The organism is Pseudoflavitalea rhizosphaerae, from assembly GCF_003991355.1.
In the GTDB taxonomy this organism is placed as follows: Bacteria; Bacteroidota; Bacteroidia; order Chitinophagales; family Chitinophagaceae; genus Pseudobacter; species Pseudobacter rhizosphaerae.
Genome location: NZ_RCSU01000009.1, coordinates 60,875 through 87,489, shown reverse-complemented (window position 1 = coordinate 87,489; position 26,615 = coordinate 60,875). Strand labels below are relative to the sequence as shown.

General features: G+C 47.2%; 29 protein-coding genes. 8 read left to right on the top strand and 21 right to left on the bottom strand.

The features are described 5' to 3' along the window. Positions 1-253: 253 nt before the first annotated feature. Positions 254-2,047 carry a BamA/TamA family outer membrane protein gene (locus tag D9Y29_RS16300; RefSeq protein ID WP_127130097.1) on the top strand — a complete coding sequence of 598 codons (1,794 nt, stop codon included), beginning with the start codon at positions 254-256 and terminating at the stop codon, positions 2,045-2,047. Positions 2,048-2,074: 27 nt separating this feature from the next. Here the strand turns inward: D9Y29_RS16300 and D9Y29_RS16295 are convergent, their stop codons facing one another. The 3 genes from D9Y29_RS16295 to D9Y29_RS16285 all read right to left on the bottom strand — a co-directional run bounded on the left by D9Y29_RS16295 (position 2,075) and on the right by D9Y29_RS16285 (position 4,771). After that, positions 2,075-2,812 (bottom strand): DUF72 domain-containing protein, encoded by a 738-nt coding sequence (locus tag D9Y29_RS16295; RefSeq protein WP_241237958.1) that lies wholly within the window; start codon positions 2,810-2,812, stop codon positions 2,075-2,077. Positions 2,813-3,168: 356 nt separating this feature from the next. Beyond that, positions 3,169-4,389: a sterol desaturase family protein gene (locus D9Y29_RS16290; RefSeq protein WP_127130095.1), complete on the bottom strand. Its 1,221-nt coding sequence runs from the start codon at positions 4,387-4,389 to the stop codon at positions 3,169-3,171. A 55-nt stretch (positions 4,390-4,444) separates the two neighbouring features. After that, the gene (locus D9Y29_RS16285; RefSeq protein ID WP_127130093.1) at positions 4,445-4,771 is read right to left on the bottom strand and encodes a carboxypeptidase-like regulatory domain-containing protein; all 327 of its coding nucleotides are present in this window, start codon (positions 4,769-4,771) and stop codon (positions 4,445-4,447) included. Positions 4,772-4,967: 196 nt separating this feature from the next. Here D9Y29_RS16285 and D9Y29_RS16280 point away from each other — a divergent pair, with 196 nt between their 5' ends. Next, complete coding sequence (locus tag D9Y29_RS16280) at positions 4,968-5,867, top strand: DUF4382 domain-containing protein (RefSeq protein ID WP_164735437.1); 900 nt, start codon at positions 4,968-4,970, stop codon at positions 5,865-5,867. A gap of 70 nt (positions 5,868-5,937) precedes the next feature. Here D9Y29_RS16280 and D9Y29_RS16275 read toward each other — a convergent pair whose 3' ends face one another. Further along, positions 5,938-7,173, bottom strand: a complete 1,236-nt coding sequence (locus D9Y29_RS16275; protein WP_127130089.1) for a hypothetical protein — start codon at positions 7,171-7,173, stop codon at positions 5,938-5,940. 312 nt (positions 7,174-7,485) lie between these two features. Between D9Y29_RS16275 and queD the strand changes: the two genes are divergently transcribed. Then, positions 7,486-7,842, top strand: coding sequence for a 6-carboxytetrahydropterin synthase QueD (queD, locus tag D9Y29_RS16270; protein ID WP_127130087.1), 357 nt, complete (start codon positions 7,486-7,488; stop codon positions 7,840-7,842). Between the two features lie 20 nt (positions 7,843-7,862). On the opposite strand, the gene D9Y29_RS16265 is transcribed toward queD, so the two are convergent. Continuing rightward, on the bottom strand, positions 7,863-8,297 hold the full coding sequence (locus D9Y29_RS16265) for a DoxX family protein (protein WP_127130085.1): 435 nt from the start codon (positions 8,295-8,297) through the stop codon (positions 7,863-7,865). 205 nt (positions 8,298-8,502) lie between these two features. Here D9Y29_RS16265 and D9Y29_RS16260 point away from each other — a divergent pair, with 205 nt between their 5' ends. Next, positions 8,503-9,555, top strand: coding sequence for a hypothetical protein (locus D9Y29_RS16260; RefSeq protein WP_127130083.1), 1,053 nt, complete (start codon positions 8,503-8,505; stop codon positions 9,553-9,555). A gap of 921 nt (positions 9,556-10,476) precedes the next feature. Here D9Y29_RS16260 and D9Y29_RS16255 read toward each other — a convergent pair. Further along, entirely contained in the window at positions 10,477-12,291 is a 1,815-nt protein-coding gene (locus D9Y29_RS16255) for a M61 family metallopeptidase (RefSeq protein WP_127130081.1), read from the bottom strand. A 69-nt stretch (positions 12,292-12,360) separates the two neighbouring features. Between D9Y29_RS16255 and D9Y29_RS16250 the strand changes: the two genes are divergently transcribed. After that, complete coding sequence (locus D9Y29_RS16250; RefSeq protein WP_127130079.1) at positions 12,361-12,837, top strand: nucleoside deaminase; 477 nt, start codon at positions 12,361-12,363, stop codon at positions 12,835-12,837. Here the strand turns inward: D9Y29_RS16250 and D9Y29_RS16245 are convergent. Next, positions 12,834-13,196, bottom strand: a complete 363-nt coding sequence (locus D9Y29_RS16245) for a hypothetical protein (protein ID WP_127130077.1) — start codon at positions 13,194-13,196, stop codon at positions 12,834-12,836. The genes D9Y29_RS16250 and D9Y29_RS16245 overlap by 4 nt on opposite strands. Positions 13,197-13,220: 24 nt before the next feature. Then, complete coding sequence (locus tag D9Y29_RS16240) at positions 13,221-13,787, bottom strand: RNA polymerase sigma factor (protein ID WP_241237957.1); 567 nt, start codon at positions 13,785-13,787, stop codon at positions 13,221-13,223. 235 nt (positions 13,788-14,022) lie between these two features. Between D9Y29_RS16240 and D9Y29_RS16235 the strand changes: the two genes are divergently transcribed. Continuing rightward, positions 14,023-14,802 (top strand): C40 family peptidase, encoded by a 780-nt coding sequence (locus D9Y29_RS16235; protein ID WP_127130073.1) that lies wholly within the window; start codon positions 14,023-14,025, stop codon positions 14,800-14,802. Here the strand turns inward: D9Y29_RS16235 and D9Y29_RS16230 are convergent. The 4 genes from D9Y29_RS16230 to D9Y29_RS16215 form a co-directional block, all read right to left on the bottom strand. Beyond that, positions 14,799-15,215, bottom strand: coding sequence for a sulfite exporter TauE/SafE family protein (locus tag D9Y29_RS16230; RefSeq protein ID WP_127130071.1), 417 nt, complete (start codon positions 15,213-15,215; stop codon positions 14,799-14,801). The two genes, D9Y29_RS16235 and D9Y29_RS16230, sit on opposite strands and share 4 nt — an antisense overlap. A gap of 45 nt (positions 15,216-15,260) precedes the next feature. Then, a complete protein-coding gene (locus D9Y29_RS16225) occupies positions 15,261-15,803 on the bottom strand; it encodes an inorganic diphosphatase (protein ID WP_127130069.1) in 543 nt (180 codons plus the stop codon). Positions 15,804-15,930: 127 nt separating this feature from the next. Beyond that, positions 15,931-16,341 (bottom strand): hypothetical protein, encoded by a 411-nt coding sequence (locus D9Y29_RS16220; RefSeq protein WP_127130067.1) that lies wholly within the window; start codon positions 16,339-16,341, stop codon positions 15,931-15,933. 99 nt (positions 16,342-16,440) lie between these two features. Further along, the gene (locus tag D9Y29_RS16215; protein WP_127130065.1) at positions 16,441-17,460 is read right to left on the bottom strand and encodes a PhoH family protein; all 1,020 of its coding nucleotides are present in this window, start codon (positions 17,458-17,460) and stop codon (positions 16,441-16,443) included. Between the two features lie 186 nt (positions 17,461-17,646). Between D9Y29_RS16215 and D9Y29_RS16210 the strand changes: the two genes are divergently transcribed. Further along, the gene (locus D9Y29_RS16210; protein WP_127130063.1) at positions 17,647-18,210 is read left to right on the top strand and encodes a thioredoxin family protein; all 564 of its coding nucleotides are present in this window, start codon (positions 17,647-17,649) and stop codon (positions 18,208-18,210) included. Positions 18,211-18,409: 199 nt separating this feature from the next. Here the strand turns inward: D9Y29_RS16210 and D9Y29_RS16205 are convergent, their stop codons facing one another. The 9 genes from D9Y29_RS16205 to D9Y29_RS16165 form a co-directional block, all read right to left on the bottom strand. Beyond that, entirely contained in the window at positions 18,410-18,913 is a 504-nt protein-coding gene (locus tag D9Y29_RS16205) for a YdeI/OmpD-associated family protein (protein WP_127130061.1), read from the bottom strand. A gap of 28 nt (positions 18,914-18,941) precedes the next feature. Next, positions 18,942-19,229 (bottom strand): hypothetical protein, encoded by a 288-nt coding sequence (locus tag D9Y29_RS16200; protein WP_127130059.1) that lies wholly within the window; start codon positions 19,227-19,229, stop codon positions 18,942-18,944. 245 nt (positions 19,230-19,474) lie between these two features. Further along, complete coding sequence (gene ahcY, locus D9Y29_RS16195) at positions 19,475-20,803, bottom strand: adenosylhomocysteinase (RefSeq protein ID WP_127130057.1); 1,329 nt, start codon at positions 20,801-20,803, stop codon at positions 19,475-19,477. Between the two features lie 95 nt (positions 20,804-20,898). Further along, the gene (locus tag D9Y29_RS16190; RefSeq protein WP_127130055.1) at positions 20,899-21,309 is read right to left on the bottom strand and encodes an RrF2 family transcriptional regulator; all 411 of its coding nucleotides are present in this window, start codon (positions 21,307-21,309) and stop codon (positions 20,899-20,901) included. 53 nt (positions 21,310-21,362) lie between these two features. Beyond that, complete coding sequence (locus D9Y29_RS16185; protein WP_127130053.1) at positions 21,363-21,590, bottom strand: response regulator transcription factor; 228 nt, start codon at positions 21,588-21,590, stop codon at positions 21,363-21,365. Between the two features lie 189 nt (positions 21,591-21,779). Beyond that, positions 21,780-22,496, bottom strand: coding sequence for a 4-hydroxy-tetrahydrodipicolinate reductase (gene dapB / locus D9Y29_RS16180; RefSeq protein WP_127130051.1), 717 nt, complete (start codon positions 22,494-22,496; stop codon positions 21,780-21,782). Between the two features lie 28 nt (positions 22,497-22,524). Continuing rightward, positions 22,525-23,289, bottom strand: a complete 765-nt coding sequence (locus D9Y29_RS16175) for a DUF5683 domain-containing protein (RefSeq protein ID WP_127130049.1) — start codon at positions 23,287-23,289, stop codon at positions 22,525-22,527. Between the two features lie 11 nt (positions 23,290-23,300). Further along, complete coding sequence (locus D9Y29_RS16170; protein WP_127130047.1) at positions 23,301-24,224, bottom strand: ParB/RepB/Spo0J family partition protein; 924 nt, start codon at positions 24,222-24,224, stop codon at positions 23,301-23,303. 47 nt (positions 24,225-24,271) lie between these two features. Continuing rightward, positions 24,272-25,072 carry a ParA family protein gene (locus tag D9Y29_RS16165; protein ID WP_127130045.1) on the bottom strand — a complete coding sequence of 267 codons (801 nt, stop codon included), beginning with the start codon at positions 25,070-25,072 and terminating at the stop codon, positions 24,272-24,274. Between the two features lie 206 nt (positions 25,073-25,278). Here D9Y29_RS16165 and D9Y29_RS16160 point away from each other — a divergent pair, with 206 nt between their 5' ends. Then, entirely contained in the window at positions 25,279-26,526 is a 1,248-nt protein-coding gene (locus D9Y29_RS16160; protein WP_127130043.1) for a metallophosphoesterase, read from the top strand. Positions 26,527-26,615 lie beyond the last annotated feature (89 nt).

Genomic DNA, 26,615 nt, shown 5'->3' with positions numbered 1-26,615 from the left:
GTTTGTTTTCCAGCCGCGCGTTCATATCCCTTTGCGCCCCCCTGTTAATGCATTCCTAACAACCCCACCACTTTCCTCTTAAAGTCTTATTTTGCCGTATATAAGGCAGGAATACATGAGGATTTGCGTTTTGATTATGATCATTTGTTGTACCGGGGTCCTGCCGGGCGGCTTGGTTGCATCTCTTCATGCCCAGTCGGGCAGGGAGAAAGCTCACAAAAGCTCTGCAGATACGGCAATTAAGCCCGTAAGAGTGAAAAGGTCCGATACACTACCTCCAAAGCCGGGGATCGATAGTTTCATCCTCAAAAGAAAGGGGCTGCTGGGTAAGCTGGCGCGTAACCTTCTCCGTGATACCCTGCGTGAAAATATTGCTGCTCTCACACCGATCAGGAATGACCTGGTGTTCAGTATTTACGATAAGCGGGTGATCCGAAAGGTTACGATGAAGGGACTTGATTTCGGTACTGCCATCAACGATACAAGCAAAGTATACAAGAGCTGGCTCACCAGGCTGGCCAATAGCTTCCACCATAAGACGAGAGGATATGTTATACGCAATAACCTTTTCTTCCACCCGGGCGACAGGATAGATCCATATCTGCTGGCGGATAATGAAAGACATCTGCGCGACCAAACCTATCTGCAGGATGCCCGCATCATCATTGAACCGGCAGAGAACAGTTATGATTCAGTGGATGTGATAGTGCTTACAAAAGATGTATTGAGTATCGGCGGCTCTCTCCATTTGCGGAATATGAAGAGTTTCGATGTGAGCGCCAGGGAGGATAATCTCGGCGGATGGGGCGACCGGCTGCTGGGTTCAGTGCTATACGATACCCGCCGCGTGGATAAGGTAGGGTATGGTATGGAATTCATCAAACGGAATATCGCAGGTTCGTTTATCGATGGATATGTGGGGTACAAGAACTTTGCAGACGGTTTGAACAGCGGCAGGGATGAGGAAACCACCTTCTATACAAAATTCATCAGACCTCTCGTTAACCAGTATACGAAGTTTACCTATGCAGCAGAACTGGCATGGCATGAAACGGAGAACCAGTATATTCCAGACTCAATCTATCAGAGAGGATTCGCTTACAAATATTATAACTACGATGCGTGGATGGGATGGAATACAGGTGCATTCAAGCTGGTGAAAGAGAAGAACCAGGACGGACGTTTGCGGACGATCCTCGGTCTGCGGCTGATGAAGAAAAGATTTGAATTGATCCCTGATTCTTTCAAAGTTCATTACGATGCCCAGTTTGCGGATATGTATGGAGTGCTGGGCTCATTGTCCATCTTCGGGCAAAACTTCTATAAGACCCGCTATATCTACGGCTTCGGCAGGTCGGAGGACCTTCCGGAAGGGATGGATGTAACAGCCACTGCTGGCTGGACTAAAAAGCATGGGCTGGAAAGACCTTACATGGGGCTGGATGTGAGCCGTAATTATTTTACGGAAAAGGAAAGCTACCTGAATTTTACTTTCCGTGCCGGTGGATTCTGGAATAAGAATACATTGGAAGATGTGGACATCCTGGCCAACCTGGATTTTTTCAGCCGGCTCCGTACGATGGGCCCGAGGTGGAAACAACGTACATTCATCAACGTTGGTATCACAGGACAGATCAACAAAGTGTTGAATGAAGACCTCTGGCTGGAAAGTAATTTTGGCATCCGTGAGCTGTACAATGGCCGCAATATCGGTGGCGATATGCGGGCAACGCTGAAAGGGGAATCTGTATTTTTCAGTCCCTGGAACTTCATCAATTTTCGCTTCGCTCCATTTGCTTTCGCCAATTTTACTTTGATGACGCCGCCTTACGAAAGCATAAAGCAGAGCGATCTGTATCAGAGTGTTGGCGCGGGTTTGAGAGCCAGGAACGAAAGTCTGATCTTCGGAACGCTGGAACTGAAAGCGCATTATTTTCCCCGCGCCAATTATTATGGATCACATTGGCGTGTTGACTTCAATACAAATATCAAATTCAAATACAATACACAGATCATCAAGAGACCTGAGATCATTGTTGCGAATTGACAGTCTTAAATTTTGTAGTGTAATATTCTATCCATTCATCAGTTTTTCCTGTAAATACAAAGCGTTCTTGATAGCATGCCCCTTTGCTGTATTATTCAGGTAGAGGTAGGCTTCGCGCACCTGTCCGTTGGCGCTGATGGTTTCACTTACTTCGTCAAGGAACGCTGTGGAATATTCACTTTTGTACAGGATGGGTACACCGTGAAAGCGATAATACACCAGTGGCCCGTTGATGACTGGCGTTTCCGGAAGCCGGTGGTGGCTTACGCCGCAGAACACTACTTTCTGGGCCGCCAGTTGTTGTATCACATCTTCCCGCCACCAGCTGATGTCCCGGAATTCAAGTACATTGTTCACTTCCTGGTCCAACTGCGCCAGTATCTCTTCCAGCAGGTAGGGAGAGTAGACTGTTTTGGGGTGAAACTGGAACAAAACGGGGCCCAGCTTATCTTTCAAGCCTTCTTTTGCAACATTGTAGAAGTCGTCCAGCAATGGGCGTACATCTTTGAATTGCTTGAAATGTGTGATAAGCCTTGGTGCTTTGATGGAAAAATTGAAACCAGGTGGACTTTTGTCGTACCAGCTTTCCAGGGGCGCTACCTGTGGAAATCGGTAGAAAGTGTAGTTGAGTTCCAGTGTGTTGAACCTGGTGCAATAGTAATCAAACCATTTGCGCTGTGGTGTTTCCGGAGGGTAAAAAAGGTCTTTCCACTCGCGGTAGTGAAAGCCGGAACAGCCGATCCGCCATTGAATTATAGTTGCCATAACCGTAGGATTCTTCTAAAGATTGTGCCACCCTCCTATACATAAACACCTCTTAAATATACATATCAATATAATCAAAAATTTTTATCGGCAAAACCCTGGTAAAAAAAGAAGGCAGTGTGGAAACACTGCCTCTCATCAACGATTGCTTGCCATATGAAAAAAACACTGAGTTGAATCCGGGGTGGCTATGGCTGCCACAATTTTTTTGAAGGGCGAAGTAGAAACATCGCCCTGGGGCTCAATGATATTGAACCGATGCAAATAGCAGTTACGGGTGGACTCGAACCACCGTAAAAGGTCTTGCGTACCTCCGCCTCGCCACTCGGCCACGTAACTCGTATCGATTGTAAGAACTATTGTCTGCGCTGGTAAACCCAGAAGAGATAATGATCGCGGATCGTTTCAAAATACCTGATCAACAGTAGCGTTACCAACAGCAGCAACACACTCAGCCATCCTGCGGGATATGCTATCACAAGGCCGATGGCCACCGTGAGTAAGCGAAAAAATTCCAGGTAGAACACCCATCTCTTTTGTTCCATGATGGCGCCGCAATTGATCAGTGTGAGGATCAGTCCCAGTGAAATCAGCGCCTGCTGCGTTAATGGCAGGTAATGTTCAAACAGGATGAATACAAAGAGCAATGCCATACTGAGTACGATCTGCCAGATCACGTACCTGTTCAATCGCTGTTCAACCGCCAGTGGCAAATGAAAGATGTTGAATTTTTTTTCCACCGCTTCGCGGGCAGCAGGATCCACCAGGTCAGGCTTTCCGAAAACCAGTTTCAGTTTGTTCAGGAAGCCGCTGGTGCGGCGGACAGCATACCAGAGCTCTGCAAAAAAATGTATATGCTGCCAGAGAAAACTGTAACTGTTCAATGGTTTGGTGAGCCCGTATTTGATCTCCACATTGTCTTCTTCTTTTTGAAAAGTACCGAAGAGCTTGTCCCAGATGATGAACAGATCTCCATAATTCTTGTCGAGATACTGTTCATTGCTCGCATGATGCACCCTGTGATGCGATGGCGTTACCAGTATATATTCCAGGATGCCCAGTTGACCGATCAGCCGGGTATGGATGAAAAACGGGTAGAGCCCATGCACCAGCAAAAGGCTGGTGATCATCAGCGCCGGGAATCCCAGCAGTGGCAGTATGGCCCAGAAACCTGTTCTGATAAAGGCCTGGAACACGGTGATGCGCGCACTCACCGTATAATTGAAATCCTCACTCTGGTGATGCACCACATGTGCAGCCCAGAAAACATTCACTTCATGCGCCAACCTGTGATACCAGTACCAGCAAAAATCCGTACAAAGCAACAACAGTATCCAGGTGAGGATGCCTGCCTTTATTTCAAACAATCCAAAATTTGTTTGCAGGTAATCATAGAAGAAAAAGAAAGCGCCTGTTACCCAAACATCCAGTAATCTTTCGGCAATGCCTATACTAACATTGGCTACAGAATGATGAAGGTTGAAATAGGGTAGTTTCTTTTTTCTCGCTACCAGGAATTCAATGGTCATGAATAAAACAAAGAACGGTACAGCAAATGCCAATAGGTTGAACTTCATACAATGGCTATTCGTTGGTTAATGCATCGGAAACGATTCGGCAGACTAAGACTGGTTATTGACCTTTGGGCTCCAGTTTGATCACCTGTTTTTGTGAAGCATCGGTAGCGCGGACTTTCTTTTTCTTGTACTGCGGATGTTCAATCACCAGCGTAACAGGCAATTCTTGCCAGGTGGTGATGGAAAACCTTCCATTTTTGTCTGTCAAACTCTCTTCTTCTCCCGAAACGATATACACATAGGCATTCTCTATGTGCTGGCCGGTTTCAGTATGAATGATCTGTCCACTGATCTCAGCCGGCTTGCCGGGGTATATCTCCGTAGTGCTGAAGATCAGCGCCGGAACGGCTATCAGCCATTGATATGCAGGTAATGTTTTCATGCAAAGACATTGTGTTGCTTGTGAATGACAGTACAATATTACAGCGAAATTATTAGTCTACCAAATTGGTAGACTAATAATCTTGTCCATTTTCTCATTATTCCATTATTATTAGTTTTCCACCAAAACCGGATCAGGCACAGGATTTGTTTTTTTTATGGTTGGAACTTCATTTAAACCACATAAAAAACTTCGTATGAAACTGTCAAAACTGTATGGTTTTGGGGCGGTTATCGTATTGGCCTCACTTGTGTTCTATGCTTGTTCCAAAAGCGATTCCACGGAACAGCAACCGCTTCCTCCGGGCTCACAACAGGTTAGTCTCTATCTCACCGATGATCCCGGTTTCTTCGATCATGTAATGGTAGATATCAAATCTGTGAAAATACTATTAGACACCTGTTCAAAAGACAACAGGGGAGATGATGATGACGATGATGATGACAATAACGGTCGGGGTAATCATCACGACTGGGACGATGACCGCAATGATTGTGTTACCTGGCAATCACTGGAGATCAAGCCGGGTGTATATGACCTGCTGACCCTGCGCAACGGTACAGATACCCTGCTGGCGAATGGCATCATTCCCAAAGGGAAAGTACGCCTTATCAAGATCGAACTGGGAGAGAACAATTCGCTGATGAAAGATAGTACCACTTATCCGCTGAAACTTTGGCCGGGCCTTTCGTCTACCATTCTGATCTCCGTGAAAGGGGGCGACTGGGATGAATACCAGCCTGATCGTTTCCGTTTATGGCTTGACTTTGATGTTACCCGTTCCGTGGTGCGCGTTCGCGATGGTGTCTTCTACCTGAAGCCCGTTATCCATCTCTTCACAGTGAAAGCCACAGGATCCGTGTCCGGCCGTATCGAGCCGAAGGATGCATGGCCCGTGATCAGCGTATACAACGAATCTGATACAGCCTATGCGCTGCCCTGGCATAATGGTCTGTGGAAGGCCCGCGGTCTGAAACAAGGCACTTATACGGTATTTGTGAATGCTTCCAATGGTTACAGTGATACTACCATTACCGGTGTGGAAGTGACAGCAGGAAAAGAAACGAACCTGAGTAAGATCACACTTCACAAATAAATATTCTTCTATTTGATCTCAGCTCAATGATCGGGAGGCTGCCGCATGAGGCAGCCTCTTTGATGGAGGGTTATTGTGGGGAACTGTTCAATTTCTTTTCCAGTTGCTCAATCCGCTGGTTTTGTTGTTTGATGGCATCCTGCTGTTGGTCCAGTTTGCTTTGCTGTTCGATGATGTACAAAGTGAGTTCTTCTATTTTCTTCAGCAATGTAGCCTGGTTCGCACCCAAATCGATTCCTGATTTCTGAACTTCAGTGGCAGAAGGTATTTCAGGGAGATGATGGTACTGTTTTATAAATGCAGCCAGTTCTGCGAGTGACATGAGTGGGTAGTCTGTTTTGAATACATAGTCGGGCCAATTATTGTTTTCTACTCTTACTTTTCTTGCGCGGATATTTCCGTTTACATGCAGTTTATAATTAGCGTCAAATGATGTAATCCCAATACCGACATTACCATCTTTTGTGATGCGCATTTTTTCTGTGTTGTTGGTAATGAAAGGCAAATCAACTGCTCCTGTAGTGCCGAGCTTGTTCTCTGTAGTGCCACTATTGCCAGTGAGAGTCCATCCGCTGCCGGAACCGGCTGGAAGATCCTGCCAGGTGCCTAATCCGCTGGCATTGCAGGTGAAAACCCTTCCAGCAACAGCATTGGTAGCGATAGTAAGAGATCCGAGAGTTGTGTGGCCGCTGATAATGGAATTTCCTGTTACCTGAAGTGCAACGGTAGGATTGAGTGTGTTTACACCTATTCCTTTGAATGAGGCATTGCCATCATTTCTTATGAATGCCACCTGTGTGTTATTTACATCCCTCCATTCAAAATTCTTGTAGAGTATTTGATTATTGAATTTAGTCACCAGGCCATTTAATGCCAATGGCCTGTTCTGGATATATTCGATCTCAGTTAGACTGGCATTTCCACCTGCGGGGGCTTGCACTGTAATTTCCAGAATCTGTGCGCCTGTGTATACTCCGGATGTGGTACCTTCCCAGACAGCATTGTTGACTACGGTGGATACATTTATCCAGCCTGTTATATCATACCAGGTACCATCAGATTTCATCATCCTGCCTGATACTGATGCAGGTACTCCCCCGGAATAGAAATGGAGCTGGACCTTGCCTCTGGGATAGCTTAACGCAGTTCCCTGTTTTCCTGTAAAATCGATGCTGAATACTGCCGTAGTACCAACTGGAATAATGCAGGGTTGCCCGTCATAGGCCCCATCGAATAACCCGTCTGGATTAACCGTTCCGGATGAAGTATAAGTGACTGCAAATCTGGAGGTGGCTGAGTATAACATGTTGTCTGTATATTGATACCGGATATGAGGTTGGCCAAATGGGCCGGATGCGCTGAGATAAGCTTTATAAGGGATGTATTGCGCGGTTCCTTCCAAGGAAAAAATAAGGAGTATAAAAAAAGCAGGACGAAATCGAAGTCGCATAAGATATAAGGTTTGATTTAGAGAGCTGCAAAATAGGGTTATTTAGGTTCTGATAAACAAAATCGGATAATGCCCGTCTTGTTTTTTGAAGCAATAAGTAGAACTTACTAGGCCACGTCATAAAACTTATGTATCGCATTATTGTACCTTTGCCTCACATTCTATTCTATGCTCATCTATAAAGAGTTCACATTCGATTCTGCCCATTTCTTACCCAATGTACCGGACGGACATAAATGCAAAGAAATGCATGGCCATACCTATCGACTTCGCGTTTGGATCGAAGGCAAGCCAGATCCGCAACTCGGATGGGTGATGGACTTTGCAATTTTGAAGAAGATCATCAAACCTGTAGTGGCCACCCTGGATCATAAATGTCTCAATAATATCCCCGGCCTTTCCAATCCCACCTGCGAGTTGATCGCTGTCTGGATCTGGGACCAGTTGAAACCCTCCATCCCGGCCATGAAACGGCTGGAACTGCATGAAACACCTACCTCCGGCGTGGTGTACGAAGGAGAATAAGTCTCTTCATTCAAAATGGGTTAGGCCTGGTGATGCTTAAAGAAATGGTCCAGTGAAATGGGACCGCTGCCCTCCACCAGGAAAAATACCAGCAGCAGAAAAGTTACAATCGTAAGCGGGAACATAGACCCTGCTGCGAAGATTCCCTGTTGCGTGGTGATGAAGATCAGTGCACCCAACAGAATGGGGATTTGAAGCGCTACAGCCCAGCGGGTGAATAATCCCACAATGATCATCACTCCACCCAGCAAATGCGCCCAGGTTACAAAGATGGATATGGCATCATTTTGTGCTGCCAGGCGGCTGTTCTGTAACAGGAGATCCAGTTCTGTTGAGTTGATCATAAAGGAATAGCCCTTGATGAATAAACATAATCCCAGTGCAACCCGGATGACTACCAGCCAGCGCGGGTGATGCGTTAAGCTCCAGTTGTGGATTTGTTGAAGCGTACCCATGGCAGTAATTTTTATAAGAACGATTGAAAGAATTATGCCATATAAAGTTACGTTTATCCCCTGCCAGCTACAAGTTAAATTTCAGATGCAAAATATTTTCGATACTGGCACGTTTTTTTGAGTATTAGCGCTGATCTTTGCGGACTTAATTCATCAACAACAAAATAATCAGCGCTGATCCGAGCTTTCAAAACTTCAATAACTTATGAAAAGAACCTCCTGGCTGCAGGCAGCCATCGCCCTTACCTTTATCTCAGCTTTCGTGTTCAATGGATGTAAACCTGGTACTCGTGGCGTAGCCGCCGAAGTTCAGGCCGCTCCCGTTACCAAACATGATACGGATACAGCCAGGCCAGTTGCAGCTCCGGCAACTGCCGTTCTGGATACGGCCCTCTACGATGCCAAACTCAAATACATGGCCAATGGCGATACCTCCGGCAGATGGCCAGTAAAAACAGATTACCCGCTCCCTGGTGCAATCCTTCCCTTCAAACGCGTACTCGCTTTCTATGGCAACCTGTACTCCACCAGAATGGGTATCCTGGGTGAACTGCCGGAAAAGGAAATGCTCGCCAAACTACAGGTAGAAGTGAAGAACTGGCATGCCGCCGACACCAGTATGGAAGTAATACCTGCACTGCATTACATTGCAGTAACGGCCCAGGGAAGCGCAGGTGCCGATGGTAAATACCGTCTCAGAATGCCTCACAAAGAGATAGACAAAATCCTTGTGATGGCTCAAAAGATCAATGCACTCGTGTTCATCGATATCCAGGTTGGCCTCAGCACCCTGCAGGCTGAAGTACCCCAGTTAGAGAAATACCTGAAAATGCCGCATGTGCATCTCGGTATCGATCCTGAGTTCTCCATGAAAACCGGCAAAAAACCAGGCTCCGTGATCGGATCATTCGATGCTGTGGATATCAACTACACCACTGAATATCTCGCCAAACTTGTGAAAGAAAATAACCTGCCTCCCAAAATGCTGGTAGTTCACCGCTTCACAAGACCAATGGTGACCAACTACAAGAACATCAAGCTGCGTCCGGAGACCCAGATCATCATGGACATGGACGGGTGGGGTGCGCAGGCGCGTAAGATCAGCACTTACCGCTCTTTCCTGTATCCTGAGCCGGTACAGTATACTGGGTTCAAGCTTTTCTATAAAAATGATTTTAGAGAAAAGGGAAGCAGGATCATGACGCCGGCGGAAGTGCTGAAGTTGAAACCGCAGCCGGTTTATATTCAATACCAATAAAATGGTTGATACTTTTTGGGGAGCCGCTCAGTGATGGGCGGCTCTTCTTTTTTCAAAGCGGGGGATATGGATTGTGCGCTGGGAAACAAACCAGCGCGGGAGAATATTTTTTGAGCTGTGGTTGGTTGGGTTAGGCTATTGTACTGTGCCGGACTTTTTCGCTTATGTTTCCAGGGCGCGTAATCCATATCCCCGCGCTTTGAATGCAATCTGAAGGTGCATCAAAATTGGGGCAGCTCCATGATGAATTTTATTCACCATTATTGGTTGAAACAAAAAGGCTGTGCTTCAATGTTCAACACTGACAGGGTTAATGATTCTGCGCCGCTTCAATGAATCATTTTAAGGAAAAGATGAACCACTGGGATATGCAAGAGCGGCAGGTATAGTGAAAGCCGCTCCGCTGCTGATCTTTAGCGCACTGCGTGAAAAGGAGGAGAGGGGAAAAAGCGGCAGGATGCAGATGAATGGCCAGCAAGGAATAGAAAGACGAAGTAATCAGCAGGAATTATTGAATGCTGATCAAAACATAAAATCTAATCTGATAATTCAATAGTTGCATGCAGAAAGCACATTGAAAAACTATGGATCATTGCTTAGCCAGTTTAGCAAGAGAGAATGGTAGCAATGTGATCACTGGAAGAAATCACATTAGTTCCTTGCAATTGCCAATCAAAAAGTAGAAAGTTGAAATAAAATAATTCAGTAAAAAAATGCAGCAGTCTGAATCAAACTGCTGCACATCCCGGGGATCGGGCCGGTGAAGGGGTATGGGAAACGGGCCTTGGAAACAAAAGCGAAGAAGCCCGGCTATGCACTTCAGCCCAACCCAACCAACCACAGCTCAAAAAAATCCTCCCGCGCTGGTTTGTTTCCCAGACCGCTTTCTCATACCCCTCAACGGCCTACCCCACTCATCGGCTACCGGCTGCCCAGCCATTTTTTTCTGAATTCAATCGATGCAGCACTGGGTTTTTCAGCAGGCACCACGATGAATGCAGGGTTTTCACCCAAAATAATTTTCGTGCTGGTCTTGTTGCCACGATGTTCATACTCGATGTCGAGCTTGTCGCCGGGTTTGTGAGATTTCAGGAGCCCGGTGAGATCGGATTGCTTGCGAAGCGGCTTGCCGTTCAGGGAGAGGATCTGATCATCTACATCAAGGCCGGCATTATAGAGCGGCGTACCATTCACACTGTTGGAAGCAATGGTGAGCGAATTGGCGCCATCTTTCCATTGAACGTTTCCAATCCAGGCTTTCCCTTCATTGGCTTTTTTGAGCAAGAGCCCGGCCTTTTCGAGAAGCGGTGCATAATCGAGAGGTTCATGTCCTTTGATGTATTTGGAGAAGAAACCGGAAGCAAACTGTTTGCTGCCCGTTAGCTGGGCCAGTACATCCTGCAAACCATCTACATTGTAGGGGATCTCTGTTTTGCCGGATTTCTTCCAGACAGCAGTCATGTAATTGTCGAGTGTTAGGTTGTTGAACCGGCTGCGCAATTCCAGGTCCAGGGCCAGCGCTATAGCGGCTCCGTACGGATAATAGGAAGTGTACATGTTCACATAATTGCTTTTGTCGATGGCAACTCCGGCATCAACGAAAACGGCATGACGACTCACTTCCACGGGAGAGTAGCGCTTCGCGCCTTGTGTATTTGATTTAGTGTTAATGAGGCCGGATACTACGCGGAGGTAGTCATCCTCAGTCATGCAGCTGGCGCGCTCAGTGAGCAGGTCGCCGTAGTATTGGGTGAAGCCTTCAGCAAACCAAAGCTCATTACTCATATTGCTTTTTTCGAAATTGAAAGGCTCCAGCGTTTTCGGGCGGATGCGTTCTACGTTCCAGCAGTGAAAGAATTCATGTGCGAATACACCCAGCAATTCATTGTTGCCATCAAAATTGATGGGTATGCTGATGACGGTGGAATTGCGATGCTCCATTCCGTCGCCTTTCACCCAGGGATTGATGCTGGCAATGAATGTGTAGGTGCCGTAATCGAAATCGGGCAGTTCACCAAATACCGCCATCGATTGCTCTGTGATGCGTTTCACTTTATTGGTAAATGCAGTGAGCAGGCTGTCTGAGCTATTGCCTTCGAATGCGAACCGGATCCTGTATGATTTACCGGAAGGGTTGGTGAGCGACCATTCCTTCCAGGTAAGGGAGCCAATTTTTGTGGGACTGTCCATGAAATACTGAAGGCCAGGTGCAGTGAAAGCCGTGGAGTCTTTGGTAGGCTTGAGTTGCGTGGCGATGCTCCATTGCTTGCCTTCGGGAATATTGAATTTGATAGCGATGGGTGTTTTGTCATATCCCCTGATCCACATGAAAGCGGCGGGCATATTGAAATGGATGCTGGTGGCATCGATCCCGGCATATGTGCCGTCCGGATGATTGGCATAGAGCGTATACTCGAGGCGGATCTGCCCGTCTGTATGCTGAACTTCGTACACATCACCCTCAATACGCGTAACGGTGAGTGGTTTGTTGTTCCTGCCGAAGGCTTTTACATCGTATACATTCTTTCCGAACTCATGGGTGGCATAACGCCCGGGTGAAGATCGGCTCATACGAAAGACGGCCGTCTTTTGCTTGGTGCCGATGCCGGTTACGTTGAGACTGATCTGTGCTTCGTGATGCGTGATATTGGGAAAAGAAACTGAATAACTGATCTGCTGCGCCTGAAGGGAAAGGATGACCAGCAGGGAAAAGAATAAGGATAGAGATTTCTTCATGATGTACATTTAATAATATACAAGATAGGGCTTTCTTCGATTTTGTACATTTGAGTCAAAGATCCGGATATGAACACAAGGGAACAGCGATTTATGCAGGCAGCCATTGATATGGCCAGGGAGGGCATGTTGCAGGGGAAAGGCGGACCTTTTGGCTGCGTGATCGTACTTGGAGAAGAGATCGTGGGAAAGGGGTGTAATTCCGTGATAGGTGATAATGATCCAACTGCACATGCAGAAGTGGTGGCTATCCGCGATGCCTGCAAAAATCTGGGCAGTTTTCAGTTGACAGATTGTGAAGTGTACACGAGCTGTGAGCCTTGTCCCATGTGTCTTGGCGCCATCTACTGGGCAAGACCGAAACGCGTATTCTTTGCGGCTAATCGCCACGATGCCCAACAGGCGGGTTTTGACGATTCCTTCATTTACGAAGAACTTACACTGCCATATGAATCCAGGCAGATCCTGATGAATGAGTTTGGAAGGAACGATGCGATAAAACTATTTGAGGAATATGCGCAGCTGCCAGGAAAAGTGAATTACTAAGGCGTATTTAATTTTTTGATCACGATATAGGCCACCACTGCCAGCAGCAGGATGAGCACAATGGCAATATATACCCAGGGCGCATCCTGGATCTTTCTCTTCTCGCGCTGTTTCTTCTTTTTCTGAATGTATTGATTGAGGTCCTTGTTGAGCTGGTCAACGTAATTATCGATCTTCTTATTACCGTTCACCTGCAGCAATCCTTCGATGGCTTCATTCTCGAAATCATTATCGAGCATCCAGGCTTCCACTTCATGCTTGTCCTGCTCGGACAGTTTGCCTGCGAGGTAATCCATCAACTTTTGATTGTCGATGTCTTTGTTTGAATTCGATAATATGTTGAACAGGTCGCGGCTCATTGTTTTCGGTTATCCCGCCTTTATCTAATGTTTTAGTTTCTTTTCCATGTTTATTTTCAGGTTGCGCTTTCCGTTCTGGATATAGCTTTTTACCTGCATCATGGAAAAGCCTGTCTGGTCGGCAATCTCCTGGTAACTTTTTTTGTCGAGATAGAACAAAGTTACGCAGAGTTTTTGCTCTTTGCTGAGTTCATCCAGGGATTCGCTCATCAATTCAAGCTGACGGTCTTTTTCCAGGTGGTTCTGCATGCTGCTGTCTTCCGCGGGTGTGGCCACCATGGTCTCTTTGATCTCGGTGGTCTTGCCGTTTTTGGAGCGCAGTTTCATGAGACAATAATTCTTGGCTACCATGTAGAGCCAGGATTTGAAATAGTCCACTTTGTATTTTGGCAGTTCCTGGATCACTTTGAGGAATACCTGCTGTACGCCATCACGGGCTTCCTCTTCATTCTTCAGGTATTTCATGCACACACCGAAGAGCAGCATGGTATACCTTTGCAGGAGTAATCCAAGCCAATAGTTGTTTTGCCCGGCATAGTATTTACCGAGTAATTCCTGGTCTGTGATATGTGCAAATTGGTCCTGGTTCACCGTCTGAAAATTAGCTATTTTCCCTGATATGATGCAGGGCGGCAAAAATTTCATAAGGGAGTGCGGCCAGTCAGCCAGTCGCTCGCCTCCGGCGAGTGACCCGTATTGGTTCGCCTCCGGCGAACACCGCGTCGCCGGAGGCGACTAAATAGAAGTCACTCGCCGGAGGCGAGCGACTGGCTGACTGGCCGCACTCCGTTGCTGAGAATTTATTAGCTTAGTAAAAAATACATTTATGCAATACGCTGTTTGTATAGTCCCGGTATCACCCCTTCGGGCAACCGATAGTCATCGCAGCGAGATGGTGAGCCAGTTGTTACTGGGCGAATGCGGTGAAGTGCTGGAGGAGCGAAAGGACTTCATCAAACTCAAAACATTGTATGATGATTATGAAGGATGGTGTCAGCGCAGCCAGCTGGAGTTGATGGCAAAATTGCCCGGTGATCAGCAAAGCCAGGTTCTGGTGGGGGATTATACAGATCGTGTACTCATCAACGGTATGGAGGCGCATGTGCCAATGGGAGCCGTAGTGATTGCGCCTGCCGGCGAGGAATTGCAGTTGGGACATTACAAACTTCGATATCAACTGGCCAGTCCCTGGCATGCAGGCACAGCCGTTGTTTCTGCAGAAGCGATCACGGCCAGGGCTATGCGCTATCTGAATACTGCTTACCTCTGGGGTGGCCGGTCCATATTCGGTATCGATTGCAGCGGGTTCAGCCAATCGGTTTTTCGTTTCTTCAACTATAAATTATTGCGGGATGCTTACCAGCAGGCCACGCAGGGCAGCCTGGTTGGTTTTCTGCAGGAAGCGCGATGCGGAGACCTTGCATTTTTTGATAACGATGAAGGCAGGATCACGCATGTGGGCATTATGCTGAACCAGGAAGAGATCATTCATGCTTCGGGAAAAGTGCGGATAGACAAGATCGATAATGCAGGCATCATTCATGCGGAAACCGGACAGCGAACGCATAAGCTGAGGATGGTGCGGAGATATTTCGAGAAAATTTAGAACAATGCTTTCACCCAGCGGATGATGAGGAGGTCCCATCCGAAGAGTTTGAATGCAGTATACAGCATGATCACACCGAAGATCTTTTTGAGCATGTCTTTATCGATCTTCACGGCCATGCTGCTGCCGATGAGTCCGCCAATGGCAAATCCTGCGGCCAGCATCAATACCACTTTGGGTTCGATGGGCGTGCCCATCTTTTTACATTCCGTATAATATTTGAAAAAAGCCAGCGCCGCCACAGGCAGGGTCAGCACACCCAATGAAGTGCCCTGAGCCTGGTGCTGTGAATAATGCATGAAGAATGCCAGCGCCGGTACCATGATAACGCCTCCTCCCACACCTATCAATCCGCTGAGAATACCGGCAGCCAGTCCTATCACCGCCAGGGTGATGATTTCCTGGGTTGCCATATTGCGAGTTTGTAAGTTCAATCAGTGAAAGTTAGCGCATCGTGTTTATTTACGAAAATGTTCTTTGTAAGATTCAACGGCTTCCTGGATCACTTTGAGGGCAGTGGATTTATCGCCAAATTCCTCAACGATCACTTTTTTGTTTTCCAGTCTTTTGTATTCTTCGAAGAAGTGACGCAACTCACTGAAGAAGTGAGGAGGCAGTTCTTCCATATTGTTATAGTGGTTCACGCCGGGATCGTTGGCTGCCACGGCAATGATCTTATCGTCGCCATCTCCGTTATCGATCATCTGCATTACGCCAACTACTTTAGCTTCCATGATACAGAGTGCCTGCACGGGCAGTGAGGTGATCACCAGGATGTCCAGTGGATCCTTATCATCACCATATGTCTGCGGAATGAATCCGTAGTTACAGGGATAGTAGAAAGAGGAATAGATCACGCGGTCCAGTTTCAGGAGGCCGCTCTCTTTATCGATCTCATATTTGGCCCTGGAGCCCTGAGGAATTTCGATCACAGCATTTACTACACGGGGGGCATTGTCTCCATAAGGAACGCCATGCCATGGATGGGAAACAGTTAACATACTACTTCTTAGGTTATCTTCTTCAGTTTATAAATACGGGCTGCAACGCAGCTTAATTGACATTGAAAGCCGGATAAATTTTCATAAGCAATCGCAGAGATGGTGGAGGGCTATATATCAGCAGGGCTTAATGTTTGAAGCTATGCACCTGTTTAAAATCAACGAGCCATTCATCATTTACTTTCACAACAGCAAGTACGGTAGTGTCTTTTTCCTTGAAGCTGTTGGTGTATACGTAGTTCACCAGTGAATCGTTGACCGGTTCAATGCTCACGGGCCTGATCTGGGCGTCCCGGTATTGACGGCGGTCTTCAGGGCTGAGCTGATCATAATGTTTTCTCTTCCAGGTGTCCAGCAGGTCCAGGTTGGCGGAATCTTTCAGCAGGTAGAATTTTGCTTTTTTGAGATCTCCGTCCAGTGAGGCGCGGATGAACTCCCTGCCTGCATCCTGGGCGTCTGTAGCCTTCGTATAGCTGTCCTGTTGATTGCAGCTCCAGCAGATAAGGGCCAGAACGGGTAATAGAAGATATTTCATCATAATGTACAAAAATAACGGTTGTAGGCGAATAGGCGAAAAAGGGGCAGAAAAAAGCCCGCGGGCTTTTGGCCGGCGGGCTGATATGGGAGATCAAAAAGGTTAATCGGGACTCTTTTCGTCCAGTCTGTGACGCTGCTGGCGCCAGTTGGTCGACTGTTCCGGGTTTTGTTCCGCTTCAAGATTGTAGGCCTTGATAATGGCTTTCACGAGGCGGTGACGCACCACGTCTTCCTCATCCAGTTCGATATGACCGATGCCATCCACATTTTTCAGGATGCGTACTGCCTTTTCGAGGCCGCTTCGCTGGTTCTTGGGAAGGTCAACCTGCGTCATATCGCCGGTGATGATGGCTTTTGCATTGGCGCCGATACGGGTGAGGAACATTTTGAGTTGCAGGTCGGTGGCATTCTGCGCTTCATCGAGGATGATGAAGGCATGGTCCAGCGTACGGCCACGCATGTAGGCCAGTGGTGCGATCTCGATCACACGTGTGCTCATGTAATAGCCGAGTTTGTCTGCAGGGATCATATCGTCCAGCGCATCGTAAAGAGGACGCAGGTATGGATCGATCTTCTCTTTCAGGTCGCCGGGCAGGAAGCCGAGGCTTTCACCTGCTTCTACAGCGGGCCTGGTAAGGATGATCTTTTTCACCTGCTTGTTCTTGAGTGCCCGTACTGCCATCGCAACAGCAGTATAGGTTTTACCGGTACCGGCAGGGCCGATGGCGAAAACGATATCGTTGCGTTCCGCCTGCTGCACCAGTCGTTTCTGGTTGGCTGTGCGGGCGCGCACCGTTTTGCCGTTAGGTCCGAAGACGAGCACATCATTCGGGTGCCGATCAATAAAATGATCCACCGTTTCTGCGTCATCGCCGCCAAGGACCTGTTCAAAATAATTTTCGCTCATGTGGCCATTGCGTTCTAAATACTGAACAATGAGTTCAATTTTTTCTTTCGCACTTCCCACTTGCTCCGGAGAGCCGCTTAATTTTAACTGAGTGCCCCTCGAGAGGATTTTTAAGAGGGGGAATTTTTTCTTGAGGATGTCTAATTTGCCGTTGTTAACGCCAAAGAACTCGATAGGGTTAACGGTTTCAAGGTTGATAATTGTGTCTGTCAAGCGCGTCAGGTTTAAGTTCACAATAGTGGTACCTTGCGATACTCACCAACTCCATCCATCTATTCCAAATCTAATCTTTAGAATAGGTTCTATACAAATTTACATATTAACAGAGTGTGGAAAATCAGGCTGTTCTTTCAATTTAAGTTAATTTATTTACTTTTAGAGACCTAACTTTTTTACGCCATGAAATTGCACCATTTATCATTCGTATTAGTCATGACAGTTGCGGGGTTTGTTGCAAATGCCCAGTCTGCAAAACCTGCATCCGACATTCTCAATGAAGCGTACAAAACTGCTGCCAGAGAAAAGAAAAATATATTCGTGATCTTTCACGCCAGCTGGTGCGGATGGTGCCATAAAATGGACACTGCCATGAACGACCGGTCTGTGAAAGCCTTCTTCGACAAAAGCTATGTTGTAGAACATCTCACCGTTAAGGAAGCGCCCACAAAAAAGCAGGATGAAAATCCGGGAGCCAGTGAACTGCTGCAGAAATATCATGCAGCGGACCTCGGCATTCCATTCTGGGTGATACTGGATCCTAAAGGAAATCTGCTGGCAGATTCACAGGAGCGTCCGGCCGGCGCCAGTCTGGATTCAAAGGGAAAGAATGTTGGTTGCCCCGCCACACAAAAAGAGGTTGACTTCTTTGTGGATGTATTGAAAAAGACTTCTTCCCTTAAGGAAAATGAGTTGAAGTTGATTGCAGAGAGATTCAGGAAGAATGACCGGGCCGCGGCTCATTGATAAGACAGAGAAACTATTCAAAGGGTTGTATCAAAGGTACAGCCCTTTTTTTTGTCAGGGTGTGGCAGTCGCTCGCCTCCCGGCGAGCACTGCGTCGCCGGAGGCGACTAAATAAACCTCACTCGCCAGAGGCGAGCGAGTGAGCTCCCCGATATTCAGCGTTTGACCTTTTTAGTCAGCCTCTGCCACACCCTGCGTTTTATCGGTCTTGTTTGAGTGATCTGATCATCTGGCCGTAATCGAATTTTTTGGCGAGCGCGATCACGGATTGAGTGAGACGTTTTGTTTTGGTGGCTTCTGTTTTGGCGCTTTCGATCCATTTGCTCCAGTAAGCCTGGTGGGATGGGGGCATGGAATTGAAATGCTGCTGTGCTGCGGGTTCATCAGCCAGGCAGTCCAGCAATTCCTGGTTGATCTTGTAAGGTACTTTGTCCAGCGCGAGTTGCACTTCCACTTTAGCTCCTTTCTGTTTGCCGATGGCTTTGCGCACTTCTGCTTTCAGCGCCAGTATGAAATCGCCACCGCCCATTGGAAGGAGTGAAATGCCATTGATAGCATGTTTGTCCAGCCTGCCTTTTACACGGAATGATTTTCTTTCGGAGGAAAGTTGTTGGGCGATGGCTGCAGGAATTTTGATATAGCTCCAGCCAGTTTTATCGCCCATTTCTTCAAACTTCTGTATCGTAGCGGTAAATTTGACCATAAGGATTATGGCATAAACTTACCGGTTTTTAACTGAAATGCGAAGCTGTAGGGTTCTGTAATTCTTCTTCAATCAGGTCGTGAAGACGCTTTTCATTATCCCAGATCCAACGGGGAAGCGGTTGCTCCATGATCTTCCAGGCGCTGTCTTCCTTTTGCATTTTGAAGAGAATACGATTGCCTCTGTCATCAACAACATCTACAGTGAATATTCCTTCCTGTTCTCCGCCGAGCTTACGGAAATTGAATTCTCTCAGACGGCCCTCAGCCTTCAACAGTTTGGTGAACTGAATATTCTTTACAAAATGAATGCGCATATATGATTATTAATAATTGCTTTTCTATCAATTCCTGTGCTACATTCTGCACAAAAGCATAATTGTTCCAAAAAAATATTGGACCTGTGAGTTATTTCCGGTTAAAAGGGGAGTGGGTTAGAATTTAACTGGATAAAGGGTTAGGCTTGCAAGATAAGGGATTTCGGGAATCCGAAGTGAATGGTGGAAAACAAAAAAGCCCGGCGGAAATTGCCGGGCTTTGTATACAGATTTAAAAAGTTCTTTTAGTACCTGTAATGTTCCGGCTTGAAAGGACCAGCTTTTGGAATTCCCAGGTATTCAGCCTGTTCAGTGGTCAGTTCATCCAGTTCAACACCGATCTTTCCGAGGTGCAGGCGTGCCACTTTCTCATCGAGATGTTTAGGCAACACATACACTTTATTCTCGTAGTTCTTATGGTTGGTCCATAGTTCGATCTGCGCCAATGTCTGATTGGTGAAGGAGTTACTCATTACGAAACTTGGGTGTCCTGTAGCGCAACCCAGGTTCACGAGGCGGCCTTCAGCCAGTACGATCACATCTTTGCCTTCGATATTGTACAGGTCAACCTGTGGCTTGATGGTATCTTTTGTTTTGCCATAGTTGTTGTTGAGCCATGCGATATCGATCTCGATATCGAAGTGGCCAATATTACAAACGATGGCTTTATCTTTCATTGCACGGAAATGCTTTTCAGTGATCAGGTCGCGGCAACCGGAAGCGGTTACAATGATGTCAGCCTCTTTCACGGCATCGATCATCTTCTTCACTTCAAAACCGTCCATAGCGGCCTGGAGGGCGCAGATAGGATCGATCTCAGTAACGATCACACGGCAGCCGGCGCCGGCGAGGGAGGCGGCAGAACCTTTACCTACATCACCATATCCGCCAACAACAGCCACTTTACCGGCAAGCATGATATCGGTAGCACGACGGATAGAATCCACCAGGCTCTCTTTACAACCATACTTATTGTCGAATTTGGATTTGGTAACGGAGTCGTTCACATTGATAGCGGGGATAGGCAGGGTGCCTTTCGCCATTCTTTCATACAGACGGTGAACGCCGGTAGTGGTTTCTTCGCTGAGTCCTTTGATATGCTGAACCAGCTCAGGGTATTTATCGAAAACGATATTGGTGAGGTCACCGCCATCGTCCAGGATCATATTGAGGGGGCGATCGGCAGCACCGAAGAACAGCGTTTGCTCGATGCACCAGTCAGCTTCTTCCTGTGTTTGACCTTTCCAGGCAAACACTCCGATACCGGCGGCAGCAATGGCGGCAGCGGCATGGTCCTGTGTAGAGAAGATATTGCAGGAGCTCCATTTTACTTCAGCGCCAAGGGCCGTAAGTGTTTCGATCAGCACGGCAGTTTGAATGGTCATGTGCAGGCAACCCGCTACGCGCGCACCTTTCAATGGCTGGCTGGCGCCATATTCTTTTCTGAGAGACATAAGACCGGGCATTTCTGCTTCGGCAAGACGGATCTCTTTGCGGCCCCATTCAGCTAAGCTGATGTCCTTCACTTTATACGGTAAGGAAAAGTCAATGGTTGACTTTGAAATTGTTGACATATAAATGGTTTGATTTCGTGCGCAAAATTAAGAAAAAGGATGGACAGATGTAGCAAGATCTGTGCCGGTACGCTTTTAATTACAATTGGTAGACATTATTGTTTGGAAATATCGGCCACGGATTTCTTTTCCAGGATCCTGAGGGTTGCATCCCTTACTGTGATCATCATGTCATGGAGGCCGCACTGTTTTTCATCACAGTTTTTACAACGCTCGTAGAAATAAAGGCTTACACAGGGGAGCATGGCGATAGGGCCATCTATCAGGCGCATCACTTTGGCCATGGAAATATCCTTTGGCGCCACTTTGAAAAAATAACCGCCGCCCTTTCCTTTCTTACTGTCCAGGATCTCCGCTTTCTTCAGTTCCAACAGGATATTCTCCAGGAATTTGAGCGGGATCTTCTTCTTTTTGGCTATTTCTGCAATGAGCACGGGCTGGTTATCTTTCTTTTCAGCCATGTACATCAGCGCTTTAAAAGCGTATTGTGCTTTCTTCGATAACATTTGGGATTGATTTCGAGGCGAGAAAGATAAAATAATTTTCTGAATGCAGGATATCAGACCAGTTTATGCTCGTAAGCATATTTGATCAATCCGATCACACTGCCCGTCCGGGTTTTCCTGAAAATGTTCTTCCTGTGTGTTTCCACTGTTCTTTCACTGATGAACAAGGTTTCTGCGATCTTTTTGTTGCTGTATTCTTTTTCAATCAACCTCAGTACTTCCAGTTCCCGGTCTGTTAACCGCACTTCTGTTGTACCCTGCTCCTCAACTTGTTTTTTCATAACGTTATTGGGTTAATGATAAAATGGAACCGCCTGGCGGATAGCTCACACTGCGAACAATGAAATTGGTGAGATGTACTCAATTACCGGGTTGGGGTTAAGGAAAGGACCGGATACGTTCCTTACTGAAATATAACATTAATTGTAATGAAAGCGGATAAAATCCGCGCACAATTAATTTGTGATGGATCAAATTCCGAGCACATCGCTCATGGAGAAGATCCCTTTCCGGGTATGCAGGAATTCAGCAGCGAGAACGGCGCCTGTGGCAAAGCCCTGACGGCTGTGCGCAGTGTGTTTGATCTCGATATCATCGATGGCGGATGTATACCTGATGATATGTGTGCCTGGCGCAGGGTCTATGCGCTCGCTCAGGATCACCAGTTCATTTGCCTGATCACTGTTGTGGTTCACCCACTTTGATTTTCTGCTGTTCTCTCCGAGGATCTGTTCGGCCAGTGTGATGGCTGTGCCGCTGGGAGCATCTAATTTTTGGGTATGGTGCACTTCCGTCATCTGAACATCGTATTCGGGATGGGATGTCATCAGGGAAGCAAGTTTTTTATTGAGTGCAAAGAAAATATTCACGCCTACACTGAAGTTACTGGCATAAAGCAGTGAGCCGTTTTGTTTGGTGCAATGAGCTTTGGCTTCTTCATACCTGTTGAGCCAGCCTGTTGAACCACTTACCACGGGTACCCCTGCATCCATGCAACGGATGATATTATCAAAAGCGCTTTCCGGTCCGGTGAACTCGATGGCAACATCTGCCTTGCGGATATTGTCGATAGTATTGTCTTCCAGGTTCTCGATGGAGACCTTCAACACCACTTCATGTCCGCGTTGCAAAGCAATGGCTTCAATAGCCTGTCCCATTTTACCGTAACCGATCAGTGCGATTTTCATAAGTTCCTATTCAGGTGCTGCTTCAATTTTAGCGCAGCGAAGGTAGAGTTTTTGTGCGATTATTTGCACCAAGTGTAAATACAAAACTCACTCCGGGTATATTGCCTGGAAGCACAGCAGGCGAAACACGCATGGAGATATTATCGCTCACATCGAAGTCGCGGAGATGTGCATCCACTGTAGCATCAACAATGTTCAACCCCCAGAGCAGGAGCCCGAAAAGGATGGAATAATCCATATTCCTTCTGTACTCACTCCTGTAATTCAACAAGGAAGTGCTTTGCCCGCGCTGAACAAGCGGCCTGAGTTGTTCATGCACTTTGTTCATGCTATCGGGATTGTTCTGACTTCTGTTTTCCACTACAGCCAGCGCATAACGGATACGGTCATACCAGTTCTTGTTGTATACAAAAAGTCCGGCGGGAATCCCCACGGCAGCCCAGACAATGGGCACTTTCCAGTATTTCTTATTGTAGATCTGTCCCCAGCCCGGAAGGATGGCGGAGCGGATGGCGGCTTTACGCGGACTGTGTTTTTTCTTTACTGCAGTGTCTGATTTAACGGGAATGATGGAGTCTGCCTGCACGCTGCCTGAATCCACTTTGATCTCATTGGCTACCGGCACAGTATCGCAATAGTAAATGATTGCCAGCTCCACTTCATCGTGCAAACGCCATTGCAGCGGGTAAACAGTTCCATTTGTTGTTGGATGCAGAACAGTGTTAACCGCTTTCGCCTGCGCAAAAGCCGGGCTCATCAATATCAGAAGTATTGCAGGAAGAAAACGTATCATCAAAAATGAACTTAGTTGGCAGTAACACCAATCTGGTCCAGGATCTTGTTCAGGTCCTGGATGGAGTAATACTCAATCGAGATCATTCCATTACCTTTCTTACTATGATTGAGTTTTACTTTGGTGCTGAAATGCGAGGCTAAATTATCTTCAATTTTTTTATAGGCAGGTGGGAGATTGGCTTTTACCGAAGATTTAACAGGCTGGTTCCCCTTGTACATTTTGCGCACCAGCTCTTCTGTCTGGCGTACAGAAAGCCCTTCTTTCTTTATCTCGTTGAAGATGAAAAGCTGTGTTTCCACCGTGTCTACATTGATGAGAGCACGTGCGTGGCCCATGCTGATCACGTTGGTGCGAACAGCCACCTGGATATCCGGCGGCAGTTTCAGCAGTCGGATATAATTGGCTACTGTGCTTCTTTCTTTTCCCATTCTTTCCGCTACCTGCTCCTGAGTATGATTGAGTTCTTCCATCATACGTTTATAGCTAAGCGCAATTTCCATGGCATTGAGGTCTTCGCGTTGCAGGTTTTCCAGCAGCGCCAGTTCCAGCAGTTCCTGGTCATTGGCCTGACGGATATAAGCAGGCACATCTTTCAGTCCTGCGATTTTGGAAGCTCTCCAGCGGCGTTCACCGGAGATTAGGCGGAACTTGCCGCCGGGCAGTCCGGATACAGTGATGGGCTGTACCAGGTCATGCAGTTTGATAGATGCTGCCAGTTCATTGAGCGCGGCCTCGTCAAAATCACGGCGGGGTTGTTTGGGGTTGGGCTCGATGTCCGCAACCGGAATCCTTTGCATGGTAGTGACTGCTTCCACAACTGCTCCTTTCAACTGACCGGTGCCGGTCTTCAAATCTGAGTCAATGCTTTGCAACAGGGAACGGATGCCCTTACCTAACAATTCCTTGTTATTATCTTTTTTTTCTTTGCTCATGAACTGTATGCGTTTACAGATGGTGGTTAGATGTGCTTAGTCCCGGATTACTCAAGGATCCTTTCTTCCTGCCTGATCCTGGTCATATTGTTCTTCTGCAGGATCTCTTTGGCGAGATTGAGGTAGTTGATGGCTCCCTTGCTCTGCCCGTCGTACAGGATCACGGGTTTGCCCACGCTGGGCGCTTCGCTGATCCTTGTATTGCGGTGGATGATGGTATTGAACACCATTTCATCGAAGTGTTTGCGCACTTCGTTCACCACCTGGTTGCAGAGGCGGAGACGGCCATCGTACATGGTCATCAGGATGCCTTCGATCACCAGGGCGGTGTTCAAACGGCTTTGAACGATCTTGATGGTATTGAGCAGTTTGCCCAAACCTTCCAGGGCGAAGAATTCCGTTTGCACGGGAACGATCACGCTGTCGGCTGCCACGAGGGCATTCACGGTGATCAGGCCCAATGAAGGGGAACAATCTATAATAATGAAATCATATTCATGTTTTACCGGCTCCAGGATACCTTTGAGTACGCTCTCCCGGTTGGGATAGTTGATCATTTCGATTTCGGCGCCTACCAGGTCAATATGGGAAGGAATTACGTCCAGGTTGGGGATCTCGGATTTCAAAGTCACATCTTTCGCGGCAGTGCCGTTCACCATGCAATCGTACAGGCTCTGCTGGATATTGTGCAGGTCAAAACCAACACCTGTGGTGCTGTTCGCCTGTGGGTCCGCATCCACCAGCAGTGTTCTGAATTCGAGCACCGCCAGGCTGGCGGCCAGATTGATGGCAGAAGTGGTTTTTCCAACTCCCCCTTTTTGATTTGCAACTCCAATTACTCGGGCCATTGTAGAGTACCTAATTTAGTAGATCGTAAAATTGTCACCATTCGGCAAGACTTCAAAATTTAGTTTTGCCCAAGGGAATCCCAGTTATATTTGTGCCGGCAGGCCGGCAGGACGGCAAAAATACGCTTCAGCCCCAACAATCGCAACCAAAACAGGCTTCGACTGTTAAATAAAGTTCTTAACAAAGGCAAAAAAAATCTAATCCAATGCGCAATTCAGGTTTCTGGTGGGTCATCATCGGTATCATGATCGTCCTCGATATCTATGTTTACCAGGCCATCAAAGTAGTGCTTCCGGAGCATTCCCCTAAAACCCGGCTCATCATTATCGTTCTTTACTGGCTCGTTTCCATTACCGTCATAGGTGTACTGGTAATGATGCCCTTCATCAATTTCGATAACTGGCCGCGCGGGCTCCGCACCTATCTTTTTGCCACCACCGTCGGATTGTTCTTTGCCAAACTCATCGTTTCCATCTTCCTGGCCCTCGACGATATCCGCCGCGGCGGAATGTGGGTGATCGGGAAACTTTTTTCCAATCCTTCCGTCGAGATCACACAGGCATCCGATGGCATCACCCGTTCCGCCTTCCTCAGCTGGCTGGGCCTCGCTGCCGGAAGCACCCTCTTCGGAACCTTGCTGTACGGCTTCTCCAACAAGTATAAATACCATATCAACCGCATTCCGCTCAGCTTCGCCAATCTACCCAACGCATTCAAAGGATTGAAGATCGTGCATATTTCGGATATCCATTCAGGTAGCTTTATGGACAAAAAAGCGGTTATGCATGGCATTGAGAAGATCATGAAAGAAAAACCTGATCTTATCCTCTTCACCGGCGACCTGGTGAACGACCGCGCCTCCGAAATGACGGATTATATGGATGTTTTCAATCAGCTCAAAGCACCCATGGGCGTTTATTCAACACTCGGTAACCACGATTACGGGGATTATGTACGATGGGAATCCCAGGAAGCCAAACATGCCAACCTGGAAAGATTGAAAGCCGTTCACGGTGAGCTCGGATGGCGATTGCTCATGAACGAACATATCATTTTCGAAAGGGGAGAAGACAAGATCGCCCTGCTCGGTATCGAGAACTGGAGCGCCAAAGGCAATTTCCCTAAATACGGAAAACTTACGGAAGCACATCCCGGAACAGAAGAACTCCCCTTCAAAATTCTCATGAGCCACGACCCCAGCCACTGGGATGCAGAAGTGGTGCCCAAATATAAAGACATCGACCTCATGCTCTCCGGCCATACACACGGAATGCAGTTCGGTGTAGACCTGCCCGGTTTCAAATGGAGCCCCGTTCAATATATGTACAAACAATGGGCAGGTTTGTATGAAAACGAATCACAAAAACTTTACGTCAACCGCGGCTACGGATTCATCGGTTATCCTGGCCGGGTTGGTATCCTTCCAGAAATTACCGTGATCACCTTGGGGTAGGAAAATCCCCAAAGTTTCATATGTTCTAATTTTCGCATGCATAATAATGTGAGGCCGCCAATAGGGGACAATGCATAGTTGGTAGTCTA